Origin of the sequence: Lentzea sp. NPDC058436, assembly GCF_042721515.1 — a bacterium.
In the GTDB taxonomy this organism is placed as follows: Bacteria; Actinomycetota; Actinomycetes; order Mycobacteriales; family Pseudonocardiaceae; genus Lentzea.
The window spans coordinates 80,701-101,592 of the sequence record NZ_JBHXLF010000018.1 but is presented as its reverse complement, the minus strand read 5'-3'; the positions used below and the strand labels follow the sequence as shown (position 1 = coordinate 101,592).

Annotated in this window: 21 protein-coding genes; 14 read left to right on the top strand and 7 right to left on the bottom strand. The window is 68.4% G+C overall.

All coding sequences use genetic code 11. The features are described from left to right. Positions 1–10 precede the first annotated feature (10 nt). The 3 genes from ACFWN2_RS37140 to ACFWN2_RS37130 are packed head-to-tail and all read left to right on the top strand — an operon-like array spanning position 11 to position 2,277. Positions 11–874 (top strand): DUF1963 domain-containing protein, encoded by an 864-nt coding sequence (locus ACFWN2_RS37140; protein ID WP_382435240.1) that lies wholly within the window; start codon positions 11–13, stop codon positions 872–874. A 24-nt stretch (positions 875–898) separates the two neighbouring features. Further along, positions 899–1,531: a pyridoxal 5'-phosphate synthase glutaminase subunit PdxT gene (pdxT, locus tag ACFWN2_RS37135; protein ID WP_382435239.1), complete on the top strand. Its 633-nt coding sequence runs from the start codon at positions 899–901 to the stop codon at positions 1,529–1,531. After that, the gene (locus ACFWN2_RS37130) at positions 1,528–2,277 is read left to right on the top strand and encodes a YebC/PmpR family DNA-binding transcriptional regulator (protein WP_382435238.1); all 750 of its coding nucleotides are present in this window, start codon (positions 1,528–1,530) and stop codon (positions 2,275–2,277) included. Before pdxT ends, ACFWN2_RS37130 begins: the two co-directional genes overlap by 4 nt. A 58-nt stretch (positions 2,278–2,335) precedes the next feature. Here the strand turns inward: ACFWN2_RS37130 and ACFWN2_RS37125 are convergent, their stop codons facing one another. Then, the gene (locus tag ACFWN2_RS37125; RefSeq protein ID WP_382435237.1) at positions 2,336–2,809 is read right to left on the bottom strand and encodes an Imm1 family immunity protein; all 474 of its coding nucleotides are present in this window, start codon (positions 2,807–2,809) and stop codon (positions 2,336–2,338) included. A gap of 351 nt (positions 2,810–3,160) precedes the next feature. Further along, a complete protein-coding gene (locus ACFWN2_RS37120) occupies positions 3,161–4,084 on the bottom strand; it encodes an alpha/beta hydrolase family protein (protein ID WP_382435236.1) in 924 nt (307 codons plus the stop codon). Between the two features lie 110 nt (positions 4,085–4,194). Between ACFWN2_RS37120 and ACFWN2_RS37115 the strand changes: the two genes are divergently transcribed. Then, positions 4,195–4,773: a TetR/AcrR family transcriptional regulator gene (locus ACFWN2_RS37115; RefSeq protein WP_382435235.1), complete on the top strand. Its 579-nt coding sequence runs from the start codon at positions 4,195–4,197 to the stop codon at positions 4,771–4,773. Here the strand turns inward: ACFWN2_RS37115 and ACFWN2_RS37110 are convergent. After that, a complete protein-coding gene (locus ACFWN2_RS37110) occupies positions 4,741–4,920 on the bottom strand; it encodes a DUF397 domain-containing protein (RefSeq protein WP_382435234.1) in 180 nt (59 codons plus the stop codon). The two genes, ACFWN2_RS37115 and ACFWN2_RS37110, sit on opposite strands and share 33 nt — an antisense overlap. Continuing rightward, positions 4,917–5,753, bottom strand: coding sequence for a helix-turn-helix domain-containing protein (locus ACFWN2_RS37105; protein ID WP_382435233.1), 837 nt, complete (start codon positions 5,751–5,753; stop codon positions 4,917–4,919). The genes ACFWN2_RS37110 and ACFWN2_RS37105 overlap by 4 nt, the downstream gene beginning before the upstream one ends. 127 nt (positions 5,754–5,880) lie before the next feature. Between ACFWN2_RS37105 and ACFWN2_RS37100 the strand changes: the two genes are divergently transcribed. Both ACFWN2_RS37100 and ACFWN2_RS37095 read left to right on the top strand, forming a co-directional pair. Next, positions 5,881–6,381, top strand: a complete 501-nt coding sequence (locus ACFWN2_RS37100) for a DUF4262 domain-containing protein (RefSeq protein WP_382435232.1) — start codon at positions 5,881–5,883, stop codon at positions 6,379–6,381. Beyond that, positions 6,378–6,845: a GNAT family N-acetyltransferase gene (locus ACFWN2_RS37095; RefSeq protein WP_382435231.1), complete on the top strand. Its 468-nt coding sequence runs from the start codon at positions 6,378–6,380 to the stop codon at positions 6,843–6,845. The genes ACFWN2_RS37100 and ACFWN2_RS37095 overlap by 4 nt, the downstream gene beginning before the upstream one ends. Positions 6,846–7,182: 337 nt before the next feature. On the opposite strand, the gene ACFWN2_RS37090 is transcribed toward ACFWN2_RS37095, so the two are convergent. Next, a complete protein-coding gene (locus tag ACFWN2_RS37090; RefSeq protein ID WP_382435230.1) occupies positions 7,183–7,746 on the bottom strand; it encodes a TIGR03086 family metal-binding protein in 564 nt (187 codons plus the stop codon). 143 nt (positions 7,747–7,889) lie between these two features. Here ACFWN2_RS37090 and ACFWN2_RS37085 point away from each other — a divergent pair, with 143 nt between their 5' ends. Beyond that, on the top strand, positions 7,890–9,365 hold the full coding sequence (locus ACFWN2_RS37085; protein ID WP_382435229.1) for a peptide MFS transporter: 1,476 nt from the start codon (positions 7,890–7,892) through the stop codon (positions 9,363–9,365). A 165-nt stretch (positions 9,366–9,530) separates the two neighbouring features. Here ACFWN2_RS37085 and ACFWN2_RS37080 read toward each other — a convergent pair whose 3' ends face one another. After that, positions 9,531–10,811 carry a cytochrome P450 gene (locus ACFWN2_RS37080; protein WP_382435228.1) on the bottom strand — a complete coding sequence of 427 codons (1,281 nt, stop codon included), beginning with the start codon at positions 10,809–10,811 and terminating at the stop codon, positions 9,531–9,533. 31 nt (positions 10,812–10,842) lie between these two features. Then, positions 10,843–11,436: a TetR/AcrR family transcriptional regulator gene (locus tag ACFWN2_RS37075; RefSeq protein ID WP_382435227.1), complete on the bottom strand. Its 594-nt coding sequence runs from the start codon at positions 11,434–11,436 to the stop codon at positions 10,843–10,845. Positions 11,437–11,576: 140 nt separating this feature from the next. On the opposite strand from ACFWN2_RS37075, the gene ACFWN2_RS37070 reads away from it, so the two are divergent. The 7 genes from ACFWN2_RS37070 to ACFWN2_RS37040 all read left to right on the top strand — a co-directional run bounded on the left by ACFWN2_RS37070 (position 11,577) and on the right by ACFWN2_RS37040 (position 20,839). Then, positions 11,577–11,729, top strand: coding sequence for a hypothetical protein (locus ACFWN2_RS37070; protein ID WP_382435226.1), 153 nt, complete (start codon positions 11,577–11,579; stop codon positions 11,727–11,729). A 729-nt stretch (positions 11,730–12,458) separates the two neighbouring features. Beyond that, positions 12,459–14,852 (top strand): PQQ-dependent sugar dehydrogenase, encoded by a 2,394-nt coding sequence (locus ACFWN2_RS37065; protein ID WP_382435225.1) that lies wholly within the window; start codon positions 12,459–12,461, stop codon positions 14,850–14,852. A 147-nt stretch (positions 14,853–14,999) separates the two neighbouring features. Then, a complete protein-coding gene (locus tag ACFWN2_RS37060; protein WP_382435224.1) occupies positions 15,000–16,199 on the top strand; it encodes a glutamate-cysteine ligase family protein in 1,200 nt (399 codons plus the stop codon). Further along, positions 16,196–17,485: an ergothioneine biosynthesis protein EgtB gene (gene egtB / locus ACFWN2_RS37055; protein WP_382435223.1), complete on the top strand. Its 1,290-nt coding sequence runs from the start codon at positions 16,196–16,198 to the stop codon at positions 17,483–17,485. Before ACFWN2_RS37060 ends, egtB begins: the two co-directional genes overlap by 4 nt. Before the next feature lie 4 nt (positions 17,486–17,489). After that, the gene (gene egtC / locus ACFWN2_RS37050; RefSeq protein WP_382435222.1) at positions 17,490–18,215 is read left to right on the top strand and encodes an ergothioneine biosynthesis protein EgtC; all 726 of its coding nucleotides are present in this window, start codon (positions 17,490–17,492) and stop codon (positions 18,213–18,215) included. Further along, on the top strand, positions 18,212–19,183 hold the full coding sequence (gene egtD, locus ACFWN2_RS37045) for an L-histidine N(alpha)-methyltransferase (RefSeq protein ID WP_382435221.1): 972 nt from the start codon (positions 18,212–18,214) through the stop codon (positions 19,181–19,183). Before egtC ends, egtD begins: the two co-directional genes overlap by 4 nt. Before the next feature lie 63 nt (positions 19,184–19,246). After that, on the top strand, positions 19,247–20,839 hold the full coding sequence (locus ACFWN2_RS37040; protein ID WP_382435220.1) for an alpha/beta hydrolase: 1,593 nt from the start codon (positions 19,247–19,249) through the stop codon (positions 20,837–20,839). The last annotated feature ends 53 nt before the right edge of the window (positions 20,840–20,892 follow it).

Genomic DNA, 20,892 nt, shown 5'->3' with positions numbered 1-20,892 from the left:
TTGTTCCTCCATGACTTTTGACTTCGGCAACCGGATGACCCCCTTTCGCGACAAGGCGATCGAGCGGGGAATCCCCTCGGAAGACGTCGACAACTGGTTAACGCTCACCCGCCCCTGCGCGACGCTCACGCAGGCCGGGGACGGACCGGTGGTGGGCCGGTTCGGCGGCCCGCTGCTGCTCCCGGCGGACGTCCCGGTGCCCGCCCACCCGTACGTCGGCTCCCTCGACCTCGCCGCCCTGCCCGCCGGCATCACCGACCTCGACCTGCCTGCCGACGGCCAGTTGCTCCTGTTCGCGTTCCCCGAGGACGAGGGCGATCCCGTGAGCATGGGCAGCGTGGTCTACGTCCCCATCGGCGCGGACGTGGAGGAACGGGACCTCAACGCCTGGAACGAGTGGGACATCGACGACTACGACACGATGTTCAAGGAGTTCCCGCAGGGCCCACTTCGCGCGACGGCCGACGTGTCCCTGCCCAACCACCACGCGTTCCAGCCCCTCGGGGAGCGCAGGGCGGGCCCCATCCCCGGGCACCCGCGCGCGGAGGCCCTCGTCGACGCCTGGCAGGACACCCGCGAAGGCATCATCAACGCCGACGCGACGCTTCAGATCGGTGGTTACGCGGACGAGGAGGCCATCTACACCGACCCGCTCGACGCCGTCGTGCGCCGCGCCAAGTGGGCGGTGGAGAAGGGCAAGTGGGACGGACCTGTGTCCGAGGACGTCGCCGACTGGGTGCTCCTGGCCGACTGGTACGCCGGGGCGGACGTCAGCGGCTGGGAGAGCGCCACCGTCCACTGGGGGATCCAGCGCGACGACCTGGCCGCGCGACGCTTCGACCGCGCCTTCGCCCAGGTCTTCTACAACCCCTGATCCGGCTCGAATAAGCTGGTGAGCATGGTTGTCGCTGCTCCTCCCGTCATCGGCGTGCTCGCCCTCCAGGGTGATGTCCAGGAACATCTCGTGTCGCTCGCCAAGTGCGATGTCACCGCACGGCCCGTGCGTCGCGTTGAAGAGCTGGACGAACTGGACGGGATCGTCATCCCCGGCGGCGAGTCGACGACCATGAGCAAGCTGCTCGACAACTTCGGGCTGCTGGAGCCGTTGCGGACGAAGATCAAGGCGGGCTTCCCGGCGTACGGGTCGTGCGCGGGCATGATCCTGCTGGCCGACGACGTGCTCGACGGGCGCGAGGACCAGCACCAGCTCGGCGGCCTGGACATCACGGTGCGCCGGAACGCGTTCGGGCGGCAGGTCGACTCGTTCGAGACCGACCTCGACCTCGCGGGGGAGACCGTGCACGCGGTGTTCATCCGTGCGCCGTGGGTGGAGGCGGTGAACGGTGACGTCGAGGTGCTCGCTACGGTGCCCGTTACGGCTGAGGCGGGCGATGCCGCCGGTAGGATCGTCGCGGTCAGGCAGGGCAACGTGCTGGCCACGGCGTTTCATCCGGAGCTCACGGGGGATGAGCGCGTCCATCGCCTGTTCGTGGACATGGTTCGTGGTTTGACTGGTTCGGAGGAGAAATGAGCGGCCACTCCAAGTGGGCGACCACCAAGCACAAGAAGGCCGCCATCGACGCCAAGCGCGGCAAGCTCTTCGCGCGGCTGATCAAGAACATCGAGGTGGCGGCCCGCACCGGTGGTGGGGACCCCGACGGCAACCCGACGCTGTTCGACGCCATCCAGAAGGCCCGGAAGAACTCGGTGCCGCTGGACAACATCGAACGCGCCCGCAAGCGCGGTGGCGGTGAAGAGGCCGGCGGCGCCGACTGGCAGACCATCATGTACGAGGGCTACGGCCCCAACGGTGTCGCGGTGCTCATCGAGTGCCTCACCGACAACCGCAACCGCGCAGCCACCGAGGTCCGCACGGCGATGACGCGCAACGGCGGTTCGATGGCCGACCCCGGTTCGGTGTCGTACATGTTCAGCCGCAAGGGCGTCGTGATCGTGCCGAAGCAGGGCACGACCGAGGACGACGTGATGATGTCGGTCCTCGAAGCGGGTGCCGAGGAGGTCAACGACCTGGGCGAGGCCTTCGAGGTCGTGTCCGAGGCGGGCGACCTGATCCCGGTCCGCAAGGCGCTGCAGGAGGCAGGCATCGACTACGAGTCGGCGGAGTCGAGCTTCCTGCCGTCGGTGTCGGTGCAGCTGGAGGCCGAGGGCGCGAAGAAGATCTTCAAGCTGATCGACGCGCTGGAGGACTGCGACGACGTGCAGAACGTCTTCGCGAACTTCGACGTGTCGGACGAGGTCATGGCCGAGGTCGGCTGATCCGGATTCGACGGGAACGCCGGTCGCGCTTTGTGCGTGGTCGGCGTTTTTCGTGTTCTCAGGCGATGCCGCCTGTGTCCTGCCACTGGATGCACGTCGGCCGAGTTCCGGTTTGGTGGAACTCGTGCAGCGCTTTCTTGATGGTTTCCAGGGTGAGGGCTGATCTGGGCGGGAAGAGTGTCGGGTTCTGCTTGTCGATGTACAGGACCGGCGGCCAGAGGGTGATCTCTTCGTTCGAGACCGATGCCCAGGACCAGGACTCGCCGGTTTCGCTGTTCGGGTCAGGCCCGTAGTAGTGCAGCGCTCCGATGGTGCTTTCGGGGTCGAGGTCCATCTTGAACATCCGGTCGGGCAGGTCCAGGATCCCGAACGTGGGCAGCTCTTGGGCCGCGATCTGCGTGGGGTGAGGCTGAACACCCTGTTGGAGCAGGTCTGCCAGCACACGATCGAGGTCCGACTCCGACCTCGCCAGGACTGGTTCGTCGGCACGGTTCATGCCGGCGTAGTACCAAAACTCCAGGGTGAGGCTCACCGAGCTTCCTTTCCGCGTGTCTCAAGTGACCGCAACCATCGGGGTCGAGGTAGAAGCCGCTGGTGATGTAAGACGGAAGGTCTCTTCGCCGCTGCTCTACCCAGGTCGGCTCTGGCGCCGTACCGACCTCGAACCTGGCCCTGATCTGGTCGACTCCGCGCGTCAGCGACCAACTGCCTGCAGTCCTCGGCGCTGTCAGAGGCCTGCCGCAACGCCTGAACCGCCTGCTCAGCCAACCCCACAACTCGGCTGAGCACAGCCGTGACACCAGCGAACGACATCCCGCCCCCCGAACGCAGTGTGTGGCTTGGAAGAGCTCCAAGCCACACACACACACACACGATCAGGTGGTCACTTCACGTCGAGCCGACCGACCGGGTCGAGGTCCTCCGCCTGCAGCCGCTTCCACGCCAGGTCGTCGCCACCCAGCACGTCGTGCAGGAACGCGGCGGACGCCCGCCGGATCAACGCGACGCGCGCGGGGCTCTCGTCGGTCGTGTCCGTGGCGTTGTAGCCGTGGATGCCGCCGAGCGAGTGCTCGCCGCCGAACAGGGTCAGCAGCGCGCGGGCACCGGGGCTGTGGTGGTGCACGTCGGTGAACCAGTCGGGGCCGCGGGTGCCGAGCAGCGACTGGTCGTGGTCGCCCGCGACGGTGAGGATCGGCGTCGTGAGCTCGGTGAAGTCGGGGGACATGAACGCGCCGAAGTTCTCCTGCGCGAACGGGGTCAGGTCGTCGCCGCCGTGGCCCGTCGCGGCGAAGAGCACGCCTGCCTTCACACGCGGGTCGCGCAGGTTCGGGCCTGGGCCGTCCGCGCCGATCACGCGGGCGCCCAGGAGCATGCCCACCGTCTGCGCGCCCCACGAGTGGCCCGCTACGGCGATGCGGTCGGGGGAGGTGCGGCCGGCCAACCCCGGAACGGCGGCCAGGACCTGGTCGAGGTCGTCGAGCACGCGCTGGACGTCCTGGACGCGGAACCGCCAGATGTCGGCGTAGCGGGGGTCGGCCGGGGTGAGGCCGAGGGTGAGCGAGTCGAGGAACGTCGGTTGGACGACGACGAGACCGTTGCCCGCCCAGAAGTCCACGAGCGGGTCGTAGGCCGACATCGACCCGCTGAAGCCGTGGGCCAGCACGACGATCGGGAGGCCGGTGCCGGACGCCGGTGCGGTCACGCGCACCTGGAGGTCGTCGCCGCGGTCCGGCGCAGGCAGGACTACCGGTTTGACGCTGATGAAGGGCGTGGTGAAGGTGGGCAGCGCGGTGCTGGTCACAGGCATGACAAAGTTCCTCTGGGTGCCGAGGGGAAGCTGATAGGCTCCTAACCGGAGCGTGGTTCCGAATATACGGAGCAGTGCTCCGCTTGGCAAGCGTGGAGAGGAGCTGTCGCGTGGGTGCAGGGGAGCCGGTGGCCGCGAAGCGCGCGGACGCGCGGCGCAACGAGAAGGCGTTGCTCGACGCCGCCGCCGCGGTGTTCGTGAGTGACGGGGTGGACGCGCCGGTGCGCCGGATCGCCGCCGAGGCGGGCGTGGGCATGGGGACGATCTACCGGCACTTCCCGACGCGCGCGGACCTCGTCGTGGCCGTGTACCGGCACCAGATCGACGCGTGCGCCGAGGCCGGTCCCGCGCTGCTCGCGTCGGCGGAGTCGCCGTTCGCCGCGCTGCGGGACTGGGTGGACCTCTTCGTGAACTTCCTCGTGACCAAGCACGGCCTCGGCGCCGCGATGCGCACCGACCCCGACGGGTTTGCGAGCCTGCACGGGCTCTTCCTCGACAGGCTGCTGCCGGTGCTGGCGGAGATCCTGGACGCGGCGCGCGAGGCCGGCGAGATCAGGGCGGACATCCCGCCCCTGCACCTGTTGCGCGCCATCGGCGACATCTGCGCGGGGGCAGAGGGAGCCGGCCCCGACTACGACGCGCGGTTCGCCATCGGACTACTGCTCGACGGGTGCCGCTACCTCGGCTGAGGTCAGTCGCAGGAAGGCCGACCACGCCGCTGCGCTCACGGGCAGGTGGGTGGCCGGTGCCTTGCTGTCCCGGATGCCAACGCCCTGGCCGACCTCGACGCAGTTGTTGCCATCGCCGGTGTAGGAACTCTTGCGCCACTTGGTCATTGGAGGTCCTCCAAGATGCTGTTGATCACCGCCCTCGATTCTTCCTCATCCAGGGCGATGGCAGCGAGGTCCTTCAGGATGTTCTCGTAGACCTCGACGGTCTCCTTGTCGTCGAAGAACAGCCCGCACTTGACGCTCTCGATGTAGACGACCGGTGGGTACTTCGGGAACCTCATCAGCCGGAAGTCGCCTGCCGCGCCCGCGTGCATGCCTGCTGACCTCGGGACGATCCGGATGGTGATGTACTTCCGCACGGACAGCCGCAGCAGGTGGGCGAGTTGCTCTCTCCACACCTCCTCGCCGCCGACCGGGAGCAACAACGCCTGCTCGTGCAGGTAGAAGGTGAAGGTCCGGCTGTATTCGAGAATCTCCGCTCGCGCGACCCTCGCCTCGACGGTCGCCGGGATCTTCTCCGGCGGGACCGTGCGCGCTTTGGCGGTGACGGCTTCGATGTACTCCCGAATCTGGATCAGGCCCGGCACGACGATCATCGACCAATCGGTGATCTCGTTGGCTTCCCTCTCCTGGTTGATCAGCGTGCGGGCCTGGTCGGGCAGGCCGTCTTCCGGAATCTGCACGTAGAAGCTGCCGACCTCGCGGAACAGGGCGAGCAGGCGTTCGCGCTCGACGAGCGGCACGCGGCAGTAGGCGAGCAGGGTGGCGACTTCCAGCTCGGTGACGCCGCCCTTGCCGGACAACATGTCGGAGAGCTTGGCCTCCTGCCAGCCGAGCAGTTCGGCGAGCTGGCGCTGGGTCAGTCCGGTGCTCTCGACGGCGGCGCGGACGCCGTTGCCGAACTCGCGGCCCACCACGCTGGACGATCTCTTGGGCATCCCCGGAAGGTAGGGCCGACGAGCGCGAAAGCTCTATCGTTTCGCGTCAAATCTGCCTGAAGGTGGGAGCGTTGGAACAGCTCCAAGCAGGCATAAGGCGCTTCGGGGGTGCCGTAGGCTGGGTGCCGTGCTTTCCGACGAAGACATCGAACTGCGGGCGCGGCTGCTGTCCGCGGCCGACCGGCACGGCCACACCAACATCGTCGTGAACCCGGACGCCGAGGGCCCGGGGTACGTGTTCTCGGTGGGGGCCTGGCGGCGGTTCGGCGTGGCGGAGGCCGTCGTGATCGGGCTGCCGCAGGGCATGGGCGAGAACCTGGTCAACATGTACGTGAAGCGGGCCAGCGGTGGTGAGCGGTTCCAGCCGGGCAAGCTCTACGACGACTTCTTCGAGGGCGTGCCGGTCGCGTTCGAGCGGGTCTACAAGGGGTTCTACCCCGAGTTCTTCGGGAGCGCCTACCTGCTCTACGACGGGTCGGACTTCGCCGCGCTGCAGATCATCGTGCCCACGCCGCAGGGGCAGTGGCCGTGGCAGCCGGACGCGCCGGAGGGGTTCCACGACCACCAGATGATCCTCACCGAGAGCGGTCTGCCGGAGAGCTGGACGCCGGGGATCACCGGGCCGTGACCGTCCACATCGGACCGCTGACCGCCGCGCACGCCGGTGAGGTCATGACGATCCAGCGCGCCGCGTACCTCCAGGAGGCGCGCCGGTACGGGGCCTGGGACCTGCCGCCGCTCGTCGAGACGCTGGCGGAGATCCGCGCCCACCTCACCGACGGCACGCCCGCGTTCGGGGCGTTCGACGGGCCTCGGCTCGTCGGGTCGGTGCGCAGCCGGGTCGACGGTGACCGCATGGAGGTCGCGCGGCTGTCCGTCGCGCCGGACGTCCAGGGCGGCGGGGTCGGGCGCAGGCTGCTGGCGGCGATCAGCGAGGGGGCGCCGGAGGCCGTGGACACGGTCTGGCTGTTCACCGGGGCCGAGAGCGACGGGAACATCCGGTTCTACGAGAGCGCCGGGTTCGTCCGGGTCAGCGAGCACCTCGACGCCGTCGGCATCCGGTGCGTCACCCTGGAGCAGAAGGTCATCTGACGTTCAGGGGCCGGTCACGAGCGGCTGGCACGCTCTTGAGCGGTCCACCCACGACCAACCACCGGTGCGGACGTCGATCACACGTCGGCTGATCCGTCCGGCACCCGCTGCCCCCGGCGCATCCGGCGCCGGGGGCAGCGTCGTGTTTTCGGGGAGACCAAAACGTTGTCAGGAGGTCGTTGTCCACTTTTCGGGCGGCGACACCGGACAACGATCTCCCTGTAGAAAGGCGGTGCGGCCGGTCCGGGGGGATCCGAGGCCGCGACCGGGGGAGGAGCGCCCCGCAACGCGGGAGGCACAGGGGGATGCGTTGCGGGGTGCTTCACGGCGCGGCGGGCTACGGCTTGCGTCCCAGAAGTCCGATCAGCCGCGTCTGGTCGTCGGCGTCAGGAGAAACGGGGACAGGTGAGTCGAACATCGACGAACCGCTCCAGTCGTCGATGTTGCCCTCCACGTAGGACAGGACGGCCGAGGCGAGAGCGGGGTCGATCCGTTCGTCCGCCCCGATCGAACGGGCCAGGTCCCAGGCGTGGACCGCGAGATCCGCGGTCATCTGCCAGCAGTACTCCTCGCCGTCCATCGTGCCGCTCGACACGCTCACGGACTTGCCCAGCGCGGACGGCTCCAGCCACGCCTCGCGGGCCGCCGCGGCGGCCACCACCCAGGACACGAGCGGGTCGTCGCCCAGGTTGTCGTGGTCGAACCGGTCCCCGACCTGTTCCACCGTGCAGCCGGCGAGCAGTTCCGGCGCCCAGAGCTGCTCGTGCACGAGGTGGCCGACGAGGTCTCTGACCGACCACTCCCGGCAGGGGGTGCCCAGGGTCCACTGGTCCGGTGCGATCTCCCGCACCCTCCGGTCGAACTCCGTCATCGCCACGCCGTGCGCCTGGATCAAGTCCATCCCAGCAGTGCATCAAATCCTGGCCGAACCCGCACCCCGGCGTGAGAGCTGGGCCACTCGGGCGCAACCTGATTTGCCAGCAGTACACGCGTTCGGCGTAATCTCGACCGGATCCGCCGTGACATCGTTGACACGAGAGGACGATGACTGTGAGCGCTCCTGGCGCCAGCATCTCCGCGCAGGACAAGGGATTCTTCGGGCACCCCCGAGGCCTGTCCACGCTGTTCTTCACCGAACTCTGGGAACGGTTCTCGTTCTACGGGATGAAGGCCATCCTCGGCCTCTACCTGTGGACAGCCGTGTCCGAGGGCGGCCTGGGCGTCGACAAGGCGCTCGCCCTGTCCGTCGTCGCCATCTACGGCACAGCGGTCTACATGTCCGGTGTGGCGGGCGGCTGGCTCGCCGACCGGGTCTGGGGCGGGCAGCGCTCGACGTTCTACGGCGGCGTGCTGATCATGTGCGGTCACATCGCGCTGGCGATCCCGATCGGCATCACGGGCGTCTACCTCGGCCTGATCTTCATCGTCTTCGGCACCGGCCTGCTCAAGCCGAACATCTCGACCGTCGTCGGCGGCCTCTACGACCGCGACGACTCGCGTCGTGACGCCGGCTTCACCGTCTTCTACATGGCGATCAACATCGGTGGCTTCGTGTCGCCGCTGATCACCGGCGCGCTCGCGGACGGCATCGGCTTCCACGCCGGGTTCGCCGTCGCCGCGGTCGGCATGGCGCTCGGCCTGGTCCAGTACCGCATGGGCCGCAAGCACCTGCGCGGCTCGGCCGCCGTGGCGCCCAACCCGTTGCACCCCAACGAGAAGGGCCGCGTCTACGGCCTCATCGGCGCCATCGCGGTCGCGATCGGCGTGGTCGGTGTCATCTCGTACCTGCTCGGTGGCGTCGAGGGCGTCATCCTGATGATCAGCGTCATGTCGATCATCCTGCCGATCACGTACTTCACCGTCATGTACCGCAGCAAGAAGACGCTGCCGCAGGAGAAGCCGCGCGTGCTCGCGTACATCCCGCTGTTCGTCGCGGCGGCGATGTTCTGGCTGATCTTCGAGCAGAGCGCGTCGGTCATCGCGGAGTTCGCCGACTCGCACGTCGACAACCACGTGTTCGGCTGGGAGTTCCCGGTCGCCTGGTTCCAGTCGATCAACCCGATCATGATCATCGCGCTGGCGCCGGTGTTCGCGTGGCTGTGGCTGAAGCTCGGCACCCGCGCGCCGTCGACCCCGCGCAAGTTCGCGGGCGCCCTCGTGCTCGTCGGCCTGTCGTTCGTGCTCATGTACTTCGCGAGCAACTCGGCCGCCGACGGCAAGGTGACGCCGCTGTGGCTCGTGGTGATGTTCCTGATCATGACCGCGGGTGAGCTCATGCTCTCGCCGGTCGGCCTGTCGGTGACGACGAAGCTGGCGCCCAAGGCGTTCGCGTCGCAGACGATGAGCCTGTGGTTCCTCGCCGTCTCGGCCGGTACCGGTGTGGCGGCGCAGCTCGTGAAGTTCTACACGACGAGCCCGTCGGCGTACTTCTTCACGCTGGGCGGCGCGGCCGTGGTGCTCGGCATCGCGCTGGCGATCGCGGCCCCGGCCATCAAGAAGCTGATGGCGGGCGTCGAGTGACCGCTTGAGAGATAGGTGAGAGGAAGGCCCGTCGCGGCGGCGGTGCGGCGGGTCTCCCTCTCGCCTTCAAGCATGCCTTACGGAGATGTGTCATTGGGGCACGAACATTGCTCCAGCCGGGTGAAGTCGAGCACTCGTCGCAACAAATTTCGCCCCAGGTCAGCGTTACTTCACCACCAGTGACCGTTTGGTTTCGTTCGCTCGAACCGGAAGTCGCAACGCGCCCCGGATCAACTTCGACTTCCTGCGCGTCACGGGTCCGTCCGCGACGAGGTTCGGGAAGCGCTTGAACAGCTCGTGCAACGCGATGGAGCCCTCGATGCGGCTCAGTCCCGCGCCGATGCAGTAGTGGATCCCCGCGCTGAACGCGAGGTGCTCGCGCGCGTTGGACCGTGTCGGGTCGAACTTCAGCGGGTCCTTGAAGATCCGGGGATCGCGGTTCGCCGCGGCCAGCATCAGCATCACCGGCATGCCCTTCGGCAACGAGACCCCGGCCAGCTCCAGGCGTTCGCCGGGCCAGCGGATCGTGTACTGCACGGGCGGGTCGAGCCGCAGCACCTCCTCCACGAACCCCTCGGCGTACTCGGGGCTCTGGGACAGCGGCGCGACGGTGTGCGGGTTCTCGAACGCCTTCAGCACGCCGTTGCTGATCAGGTTCACCGTCGTCTCGAACCCGGCGAACAGCAGCAGACCGGTCGTGGCGACGAGATCCTCGCGGCTCAGGTCGTCGTGCTGCGCGACGAGGTGGCTGACGATGTCGTCCTTCGGGTCGCGGCGGCGCTCGTCGATCAGGACGTCGATGAAGTCGTTGTACTCGACGATCGTGGCGTGCAGGTTCTTGAGCTGCTTGTGCGACCACACGCCGTCGAGCGTCTCGGCCAGCGAACTGCCCCACCGCGCGAAGAGCGCCTTGTTCTCGTCCGGCACGCCCAGCAGGTCCGCGATCACCTGGATCGGCACCTGCGACGCGAACTCGGCGACGACGTCGAACCGGTCGTCCAGCCGGTCGAGGTAGCCGGTGACGATCTTCTTGATGGACTCGGTGCAGTCCTTGAGCGCGCGGGGCGTGAAGAACGGCTGCACGAGCTTGCGCAGGCGCGTGTGGTCAGGCGGGTTCTTCATCAGGAACGAGTCCTGCACGGGGTTGACGATCTTCTCGCCGTTCTGGACCAGCGTGATCGGCACCATCGACGCCTCGTCGAACGTGGCGGTGACGAACCTGCTGTCCCGCAACACCGAATCGCAGATCGCGCGGCTCGGCGTGACGTACGCGCCCATGCGGCTGCGCACCATGTCGCCCTTCGCGCGCACCTTCTCGTACATCGGGTACGGGTCGCGGTCCGGCGGCGAGGCCATGACGCCCGCGTACGGGTCGCCCAGGAGCGCATACCCGCGGACGAGCGTGCGCAGCGCGAAGAACTGGGCGGTGGTCTTCAGCGTGGACATGGGTCCACAGTGAGGTTTCGAGCTTTAAGACTCAAGAGCTGCGGCGGTGCCTGCGCACGGTTTCCTCGACCAGGTCGAGCACCGGTTCCATGTCGTCGGCGGGCAGGCCCATCGCGAGGTGCGAGACGAGGCCTTCCAGGACCAGTTCGAGGAAGTTCGTCAGCACCGTCACGTCGACGTCGTCGCGCAGGTTGCCGGCCTCGCGCTGGCGGATGAGGCGCTGGCGGGTGGCGGCGGTGAGCTGCTCGCTTCTTTCGGCCCACCGCGCGCGGAAGTCCGGATCGGTGCGGAGCCTCCGCGACACTTCGAGGCGCGTGCCGAGCCAGTCGGCCGCGTGCTCCCCGGTCCGCTTCTCGGGCTCGTCGAGGAGGTCGCGCATGACCTGGACCAGGCCCTGCTCGGCCACCACGTCCGCCATCCGGAGGGCGTCGTCCTCGGCCAGCGCGAGGAAGAGCGACTCCTTGTCGCGGAAGTGGTGGAAGATCGCACCGCGGGAGAGACTTGTGGCCTCTTCGAGACGGCGTACGGTGGCACCCTCGTAGCCGTGTCGCGCGAAACAGGCACGCGCGCCGTCGAGGATCTGACGGCGGCGGGCGTCGAGGTGGTCCTGACTCACCCTGGGCACTGGTAGATGGTGGCAGGGGGAGGGTGGGAAATCCAATCCGTACGTACGGATTGAACGTGTGATCCTTTCGAGTGGATCATGCGGCTGGGATGTGCTGGGGTGTGCCGGGTGGGTGCGGGTTCGTCCTATTGTCTCGGCTCATGGAGACGCAGGAGATCGTCACGCTGTCGGCGCTGGTGGAGCGCCTGGGATGGCGGCGGCGGGAGTCCGTTGGCGTCCATGTGGTGGATTTGCTGGTTGCTCGTCGTGTTTCGGATTTGATTGCGGCGGTTGCTGAGAACCGGGAGCGGTGAGGGGGCTGGCGGTTCGGCGCCTGGTTTGCTTGGTTGGTTGCGCCTCTCTCGCGTCCGCTCGGTCGCCTGCTTCTCTCTTGCGCGGCGCCCTCTCTTGCGCCTGCTTCCCTCGTGTGCGCTCGGGCTCTCTCGCGCCTGCTTCTTTGGTGCGGGCTCCGCCTCTCTCGCGCACCTACCTGTCGCGCGTACTCACCTCTTGCGCACTCACCTCTCGCCCACTTACGTCTCGTGCGCTCGCCTCTCTCTCGTGTGCTCCGCTTCTCTCGCGCCCGCTTCTCTCTCGTGTGCACCCGTCTCTCTCGCGTACCTGTCTCTCGTGCGCACCCACCTCTCGCGCGTCCGCCTCTCTCGCGTGCCCACCTCTCTCGCGCCGCCTCACACGCGCACCCAACCTCTCTCGCCCCCGCACCCCCTGCCCCCGGCAAGCCCGCCCCACCCCACAACCGCCCCACCCCGCAACCGCCCCACCCACCGACCGGGATCCGTCTCGGGTTCTCGGTAAGCGCTTTCCCGCACCCCCCAACCGGGGTTGACTCAGGCGCCTCGCAGTGGTGTGATCTGCGCAACAATTAGGAAAGTTTCCTGTCTGAACAACTGAATCCCGCCGCCGCTCCCGTCGTGATCCCCCGACCCTGTCCTGTGGGAGGCACAACAGTGGCACCGAGAAGAGGCCGGACGTCGCGTGCGTTCGGTGCGTTGGGTGTTGCCTGCGCAACGGCCATCGCCGTGATGTCGGTACCGGAGTCCGCCCTCGCGGCGCCGGTGCGGTACGAGGCCGAGAACGCGACCATCTCGCAGGGCGTGGTGGAGTCCAACCACGCCGGGTTCTCCGGGGCCGGGTTCGTCAACGTCGACAACGTCGTGGGCAGCTCCGTCGAGTTCACCGTCACCGCGGCGAAGGCGGGGCCGGCGCGGCTGGTCTTCCGGTACGCCAACGGGACCGCGGACAACCGGCCTGCCGATGTCAGTGTCAACGGGGCGTTGGCCGTGGACGAGCGGGCCTTCGCGGGTACCGGTGCGTGGACTACGTGGGTGTCGGCTGAGAACTCGGTGACCCTCAACGCCGGCGTGAACAAGATCAAGGTGACCTCCACGGGCGCTACCGGTGGGCCGAACCTCGACTTCCTGGAGGTCGAGCAGGCGGCGCTGGAGCAGGAGGCCGAGGACGCGGTCGTCGGGCAAGGGGTCGTCGAGTCGAACTGGGCCGGGTTCTCCGGGCGCGGGTTCGTCAACTACGACAACGTCATCGGGTCGTCGGTCGAGTACACGATCAACGCCGAGTCCGGGGGCGAGCACGACCTCACGTTCCGGTACGCCAACGGGACTACCGTCGACCGGCCCGTGTCGGTGACGGTGGACGGGGGTGGCGCGCAGGTCGTGTCGTTCCCCGGGACCGGGGCGTGGACCACGTGGCAGACGCGGACGGTCAAGGCGACGTTGCACGCCGGTGCCAACCGGATCAAGGCGACCGCCACCACCGCCAACGGCGGGCCCAACGCGGACAAGCTGACGGCCGTGCTGGTCGGGCCGCCCGACGACGAGGCGCCCACGCCGCCGCGCAACCTGCAGTTCGTGAGCTCCACGCACAACTCTGTGTCGTTGAAGTGGGAGGCGGCCACCGACAACGTCGGCGTCACCGGGTACGACGTCTATCAGCACGGGCAGCTCGTCACGAGTGTCGGCAACGTGCTGGAGGCCACGGCCACCGGGCTGCGGCCCGACGTCGAGTACGACTGGACCGTGTTCGCGAAGGACCGCGCCGGCAACGTCTCGCAGGCCTCGAACAACGTGCCCGGCCGCACCAAGCCCGCGCCCGTCGACAACCAGGCGCCGACGACTCCGGGCACCCTGCGGTCGACCGGCACGACGTCCACCAGCGTGTCCCTCGCGTGGAGCGCGTCGACCGACAACGTCGGCGTCACCGGGTACGAGATCCACTTCGACGGGGCGCTGAAGCAGACCGCGGACGGGTCGGCCACGTCGGCGACCGTCGCGGGGCTCACCACCGGCCAGACCTACGTGGCCAAGGTGCGGGCCAAGGACGCGGCGGGCAACCTGTCGGCGTTCTCCGGCGAGATCTCCGTCCGGCCGACGGCCGGCGGTGGCAGCGGGGTGCCGAACCCCGGCGCGGTCAAGCAGATCGTGGCCGGTGTCGACGTGGCGTGGGGGCTCGCGTTCCTGCCCGACGGGTCGGCGCTGGTGACCGAGCGCGAGACGTTCAACGTGCTGCGCGTGACCGAGGCCGGTGCCAGGACGACGATCGGCAAGGTGCCCGGCGCGATGGGCACGAACGGTGAGGGCGGTGTGCTCGGCATCGAGGTGTCGAAGAACTTCGCCAGTGACCGGTTCGTCTACGTCTACCACACCTACAGCGGCGGAAACCGGCTGGTCAGGGCCCAGTTCGACGGCTCGCAACTCACCGGCTGGACGACGTTGCTCGACGGCGTGCCGAAGAACCGCTATCACAACGGCGGACGGCTGCGGTTCAGTCCGGACGGCCGGTACCTGTTCGTCTCGACCGGTGACGCGCAGAACGGCAACAACGCGCAGAACCTCAACACCAACGCCGGCAAGATCCTTCGCCTCAACGCGGACGGCTCCATCCCGTCCGACAACCCGTTCCCCGGCAAGGCGATCTGGAGCTACGGGCACCGCAACGTGCAGGGCCTCGACTTCGACTCGCAGGGCAGGCTGTGGGCGTCGGAGTTCGGCAACTCCCAGCAGGACGAGGTGAACCTGATCACCAAGGGCGGCAACTACGGCTGGGAACCGTGCGAGGGCACGATCGGCAACTGCGCCGGCACCGTCGCGCCCAAGAAGACGTGGCCGACCTCGCAGGCGTCGCCCTCGGGTCTGACGATCATCAACGACCACGTGTTCGTCGCGACCACCGTCGGCCAGCGGATCTACCGGATGCGCATCGACGCGAACGGCAACCTCGTCGACCAGCAGATCTACTTCCAGGGCACCTACAACCGCCTGCGGACGGTCGAGGTGGACCAGGAGGGCGACATCTGGCTGACGACGACGACCGACAAGGACGGGTCGGCCGGAAACGACCGGATCCTCCACATCGACGTCGTCTACGAGGGCGGGCGCGTGCCCGCGAATGCCAGGACGTAAGACGTCTCGCCAACCAGTGGGACGGCTGCCCGTATGCACGCGTGCATACGGGCAGCATCACTTATTTCGTAAGGATTCGAGAGCTGCGAGTGTCAGACCCCGCGTGTAGCGTCGAACGGGCCAGACGATCACGGGGAGTGTGGCAGCGTGACTGCGTTGCGTAGCAAAAGGGCGCCGGCGAGATTCGCCGATCGCGCCGAGGCCGAGGCTTATGTGGCCTCGGTCTGTTTCAAGCACGGACCTCCGAGGCTCTTCGGCGTCGAGCTCGAATGGACCGTTCACCACGCCGAAGACCCTGCTCAGGTCCTCGATCGACATAGGCTCGCCGCGGCACTCGGCGACCACGCACCACCCACTCTCGTTCCGGACAGCCCCCAGCGGCCGCTTCCCAGCGGCACACCGCTGACCGTCGAACCGGGCGGGCAGGTCGAGATCTCCACACCTCCCTGCACCAGCCTCCCGGACCTCTTCCGGACGGTCTCCCAGGACATAGCCCAGCTCACCGCGATGCTCGCCGACCACGGTCTCGTGCTCGGCGACAAGGGCGCTGACGTGCACCGACGTCCTACCAGGATGCTGCAGGTGCCCCGCTACGCGGCGATGGAGCACGCGTTCGCCCCGCTCGGCGACGACGGCATCTCGATGATGTGCAACACCGCGGGCCTGCAGGTGTGCATCGACTTCGGCGAGCAGAAGCACGTGCAGGACCGGTGGGCCGCGGTGCACCAGCTCGGGCCGGTGATGATCGCGTTGTTCGCGAACTCGCCGAGCATCGGAGGCATGCACCGGGACTGGGCGTCCGCGCGCATGCGGGCGCTCTACGGCTGTGATCCCGTGCGCACCAGACCCAGCGCCGTGTGCGCCGATCCGGCCGCCGCCTACGCTAGAAGAGTCGTCGACACCCCCGTCATCGTGGTGCGCGGTTCCGGTTCCAACTGGATCCCGGAGCGCCCGTTCACGTTTGCGCAGTGGGTGAACGGGGCACACGATCGTGCCCCCACCAGCGACGACCTCGACTACCACATGTCGTTGATGTTCCCGCCGGTGCGGCCGCGCGGGTACATGGAGATCAGGTACCTCGACACGCCCGCTCCCGGCGGGTGGATCGCGCCGAGTGCGCTGCTCGTCGCGCTGTTCAGCGATCCGTCCGTTGTGGACGGTGTGCTGGCGGCGACGGAACGGGCTGCCGGGCGGTGGCTTGTGGCCGCACGGCACGGGTTGGCGGACGAACGCATCGCGCGTGCCGCGAAAGACGTTGTGGCCCTGGGCATCGAAGCCTTGCCCCGTACGGGTCTCTCCCACGACCAGATCAGCGCCATCAGCCGTGAGCTTGAGGGGAAGCTGTGACCGAACAACTCCGCGAGCAGGTGGCGGAGGAACTGTTGCGCTCGCGCGCGCGTTCCACCGCCCTGACCGACGCCGTCGACGAGCACGACCTCGTCCGGCAGCACTCGAAACTGATGTCGCCGCTGGTCTGGGACCTGGCGCACATCGGCAACCAGGAAGAGCTGTGGCTCGTTCGCGACGTCGGCGGACGCGAACCGGTGCGCAGCGACATCGACGAGTACTACGACGCGTTCAAGTTCTCCCGCAGCGTGCGGCCCGAGCTGCCGCTGCTGAACCCGCGTGAGACCCGCCAGTACGTCGGCGACGTGCGCGGCAAGGTGTTCGACGTGCTGGAGAAGGTGCGGCTGGAAGGCCGCAGGCTCGTCGAGAACGCCTTCGCGTTCGGCATGATCGTGCAGCACGAGCAGCAGCACGACGAGACGATGCTCGCGACGCACCAGCTGCGCAAGGGCGACCCGGTGCTGCACGCGCCGGCACCGCCCGCAGGAAGTCTTGTTCCCACAACGGAAGTGTTCATTCCGGGCGGACCGTTCGAAATGGGCACTTCGGACGAACCGTGGGCGCTGGACAACGAACGGCCTGCGCACGGCGTGCACGTCGACTCGTTCTTCATCGACACCACCCCGGTCACCAACGCCGAGTACGCCCAGTTCATCCTCGCCGGAGGGTACGACGACCGTCGTTTGTGGACGGACGAGGGCTGGGAACACCGGACGACGGCCAAGCTCGTGGCGCCGAGGTTCTGGCAGCGCGAGGAGAACTCGTTCGTGCGCACGGCGTTCGGCGTGACCGAGCCGATCGTGCCGGACGAGCCCGTTGTGCACGTGTGCTTCCACGAGGCGCAGGCGTACGCACGGTGGGCGGGCAAGCGTCTGCCGACGGAGGCCGAGTGGGAGAAGGCGGCCCGGTTCGACACCGCGACCGGCAAGACCCGCCGCTACCCGTGGGGTGACGAGGAACCGACCGAGGCGCACGCGAACCTCGGCCAGCGCCACCTGCGGCCGGCCCCGGTCGGCGCCTACCCGGAGGGCGCATCGCCCGCCGGGGTGCACCAGCTGATCGGCGACGTCTGGGAGTGGACCTCCAGCGACTTCGGTCCGTACCCCGGCTTCGAGGTGTTCCCGTACAAGGAGTACTCCGAGGTCTTCTTCGGTCCGGACTACAAGGTGCTGCGGGGCGGTTCGTTCGGCACCGACCAGTCCGCGGTCCGCGCGACGTTCCGCAACTGGGACTATCCGATCCGACGGCAGATCTTCGCCGGCTTCCGCTGCGCCAGGGACGCCTAGGCCGATGTGCCGCCACCTGGCTTACCTGGGCGCCGCCGTGCCCGTCGCCAGCCTGCTCTACGACGCACCGCACTCGTTGGAGCACCAGTCCTACGCGCCCGCCGACATGCGGGCCGGGGGAACCGTGAACGTCGACGGCTACGGCGTCGGCTGGTTCCCCGGCCCGGTGCGGTACCGGCGCGCCGGGACGTTGTGGAGCGACCCCAACCTGCGCCAGCTGGCGCAGGTGGAGTCGACGGCGTTCCTGGCGGCGGTGCGGTCGGCGACCACGGGCATGCCGGTGACGGACGCGGCGTGCGCGCCGTTCACCGACGGCACGTGGCTGTTCAGCCACAACGGACGTGTCGACGGCTGGCCGCACACCGCGGCGGGGCTCGCGAAAACGCTCGACGTGACCGACCTGCTCACGATGGACGCCCCGACCGACTCCGCCCTGCTGTGGACGGTGCTGAGGCGTCGTCTGGAGACGGGGACGGACCCGGCGGGGGCGCTCGCCGAGCTGGTGCGGGAGGTGGCGGACGCGGCTCCGAAGTCGCGGCTGAACTTCCTGCTGACCAACGGAAAGGTGCTCGCGGGGACGACGTGGACACACGCCCTGTGGGTGCTGCAGAAGGGCCAGGGCGTGACCATCGCGTCCGAACCGCTGGACGACGACCCGGGCTGGCGGGAGATCCCCGACCGGCACGTGGTCACCGCGGATCCATCCACTGTGGAGGTTCGACCGATATGACCGAGCCGGTGCTGGACGTTCATCTCAAGCCGGAGGACGCCGCACACGCGCTACGTGCCGACGTGCGGGCCGGACTGACCGCGGACCCGAAGTGGGTCTCGCCGAAGTGGTTCTACGACGCCGTCGGCAGCGCGTTGTTCGAGGACATCACGCGACTGCCCGAGTACTACCCGACCCGTGCCGAACGCGAGGTGCTCGCCGAGCGGGCGGGCGAGATCGCGGCGACCACGGGCGCGCACTCGCTGGTGGAGCTGGGTTCCGGCTCGTCGGAGAAGACCAGGCTGCTGCTGAGCGCCCTGCGCGAGCACGGGACGCTGCGGGAGTTCGTGCCGCAGGACGTGTCGGTGTCGGCGCTCACCGAGGCCGCGCACGCGATCATCGCGGACTACCCCGGCCTGCGCGTGCACGGCGTGGTCGGCGACTTCACCCAGCACCTCGCCCTGCTCCCCGGTGAGTCGCCGCGCGTGGTCGCGTTCCTCGGCGGCACGATCGGCAACCTCATTCCCGAGGAGCGCGAGAAGTTCTTCCGGACCGTTCGCGACGTGCTGGAGCCGGGGGAGTGGCTGCTGCTCGGCACCGACCTGGTGAAGGATCCCGGCACGCTGGTGCGCGCGTACGACGACGCACAGGGCGTGACGGCGGAGTTCAACCGCAACGTGCTGAACGTGCTCAACCGCGAGGTCGGCGGCGACTTCGACGTCGACGCGTTCGAGCACGTGGCGCTGTGGAACGCCGAGCAGGAGTGGATCGAGATGCGCCTGCGGGCGAAGCGGGCGATGACCGTCACGATCGCCGAGCTCGGCCTGACCGCCGAGTTCCGCGAGGGCGAGGAGCTGCGGACCGAGGTCTCGGCCAAGTTCCGCGAGGACGGCGTGAAGCGGGAGCTGGAGGAGGGCGGCTTCGCGCTGCACCGCTGGTGGACCGACTCGAAGGGCAGGTTCGCGGTCTCGCTCGCCCAAGCCGTGTAAGCGGGGTCACAACCCTCCGATAGGCGGGTACACACGGTGCACGCCCGGTGATGGGCTGCAACGATGACTTCCGCATCTACGCGTGCCGTGCGCGTGGCGCTGGCCAGTGCGCTCGCGCTCGGCACCGTCATCACCGGCCTGGGCAGCGCGTCCGCCCAGCCCGAAACCGCTTCCGCCGCCAGACCTGCGCAATGGGGTCCGTGCGCGGCGGACGTGCTCGCCGAGATCCCCGCGGCCGAGCGCACGAAGGTCAGCTGTGCCGTTCAGGTGGTGCCCGTCGACCACTCGCGCCCGCGCGGGGACTCGACGGGCATCGTCATGATGAAGCGGCCCGCCGGCGACCCGGCGAAGAAGATCGGCTCGCTGTTCATCAACCCCGGCGGTCCCGGTGGCGCAGGCCTGATCTACAGCGCGTACGGGTCCAGCTTCTTCACGCCGGAGATCCTGGAGAAGTTCGACCTCATCGGGTTCGACCCGCGCGGTGTCGGCCGCAGCGCGCCGCTGCGCTGCTTCCGCACCCAGGAGGAGGCCGACGCGGTCAACGTCGGCTGGTACGCGCTGCCGATCACCAAGGACGAGATCGCCAGCTCGATCCGGCAGTCGAAGGCGTACACGGACTACTGCAAGATCAACGCCGGTCCGCTGCTCAACCACATGTCGACCGAGGCCGTCGCGCGCGACCTCGACGTGATGCGCGAGGCGGTGGGGGACAGGCAGCTCACGTACGTCGGGTTCTCGTACGGCACGCTGCTCGGCGCGACCTACGCGAACATCTTCCCCACCAAGTCGCGTGCGCTGGTGCTGGACGGCAACGTCGACCCGCGGCTGCGGCTGACCGACGGCGCGCAGTACGACCGCGAGCGCGCCCGTGGTTTCGAGATCGCGCTGGACGCCATGCTGAAGCGCTGCGACTCCGTGGGTGTCGAGCGGTGCGCGTTCGCCGGTGACGCGCGCAAGAAGTTCGACGCGCTCCGCGACTCGCTGCGCAAGGGCCCCACGACGTTGCCCAACGGCACCCAGGTGACGCTGACCGACGTCGTCGGCCGCACGGCGAGCAACCTGTACAGCCCGACGACGTTCAAGGCGCTCACCGCGTGGCTGCAGTCGATCCACGCCGCGCAGAACCCCGGTGTCCTGGGTGTTCAGTCCGTTGTGGACGTTCCGGTGGTGAACAACCTCGGTGGCCGTGCCGACGTGCGGGCGCTGCCCGAGACGCCGTACACGAGCGACGACTCGTACTACGCCGTGAACTGCATCGACAAGCCGTTCGCACGCACGAACCGCAACTGGGCCTCCACGGCCGACAGGTGGGAGAAGGAGTCGAAGACGTTCGGCCGCTACCAGGCCGCGTCCGACCTGCTCACGTGCCCGACGTGGCCGACCCGCAACCCGGACCGCTGGATCGGGCCGTGGAACAAGAAGACGAAGAACCCGGTCGTCGTGGTGGGCAACTACTACGACCCGGCGACGCAGTACCTGTTCTCGCAGCGCATGGCCAAGCAGCTCGGCAACGCGCGGCTGATCAGCGTCGACTCGTTCGGGCACTGCATCCTCGGTGACTCGGCCGGTGCCGACGCGGCGGTGACCCGGTACCTCGTCGACCTGACCGCGCCGGCCAACGGCCAGGTGTTCCAGCCGAACGCGCAACCGTTCTGATGTTGTACCCGCCTGTCGCCGGACACCCGACGATAGGCGGGTACAAACGGTGC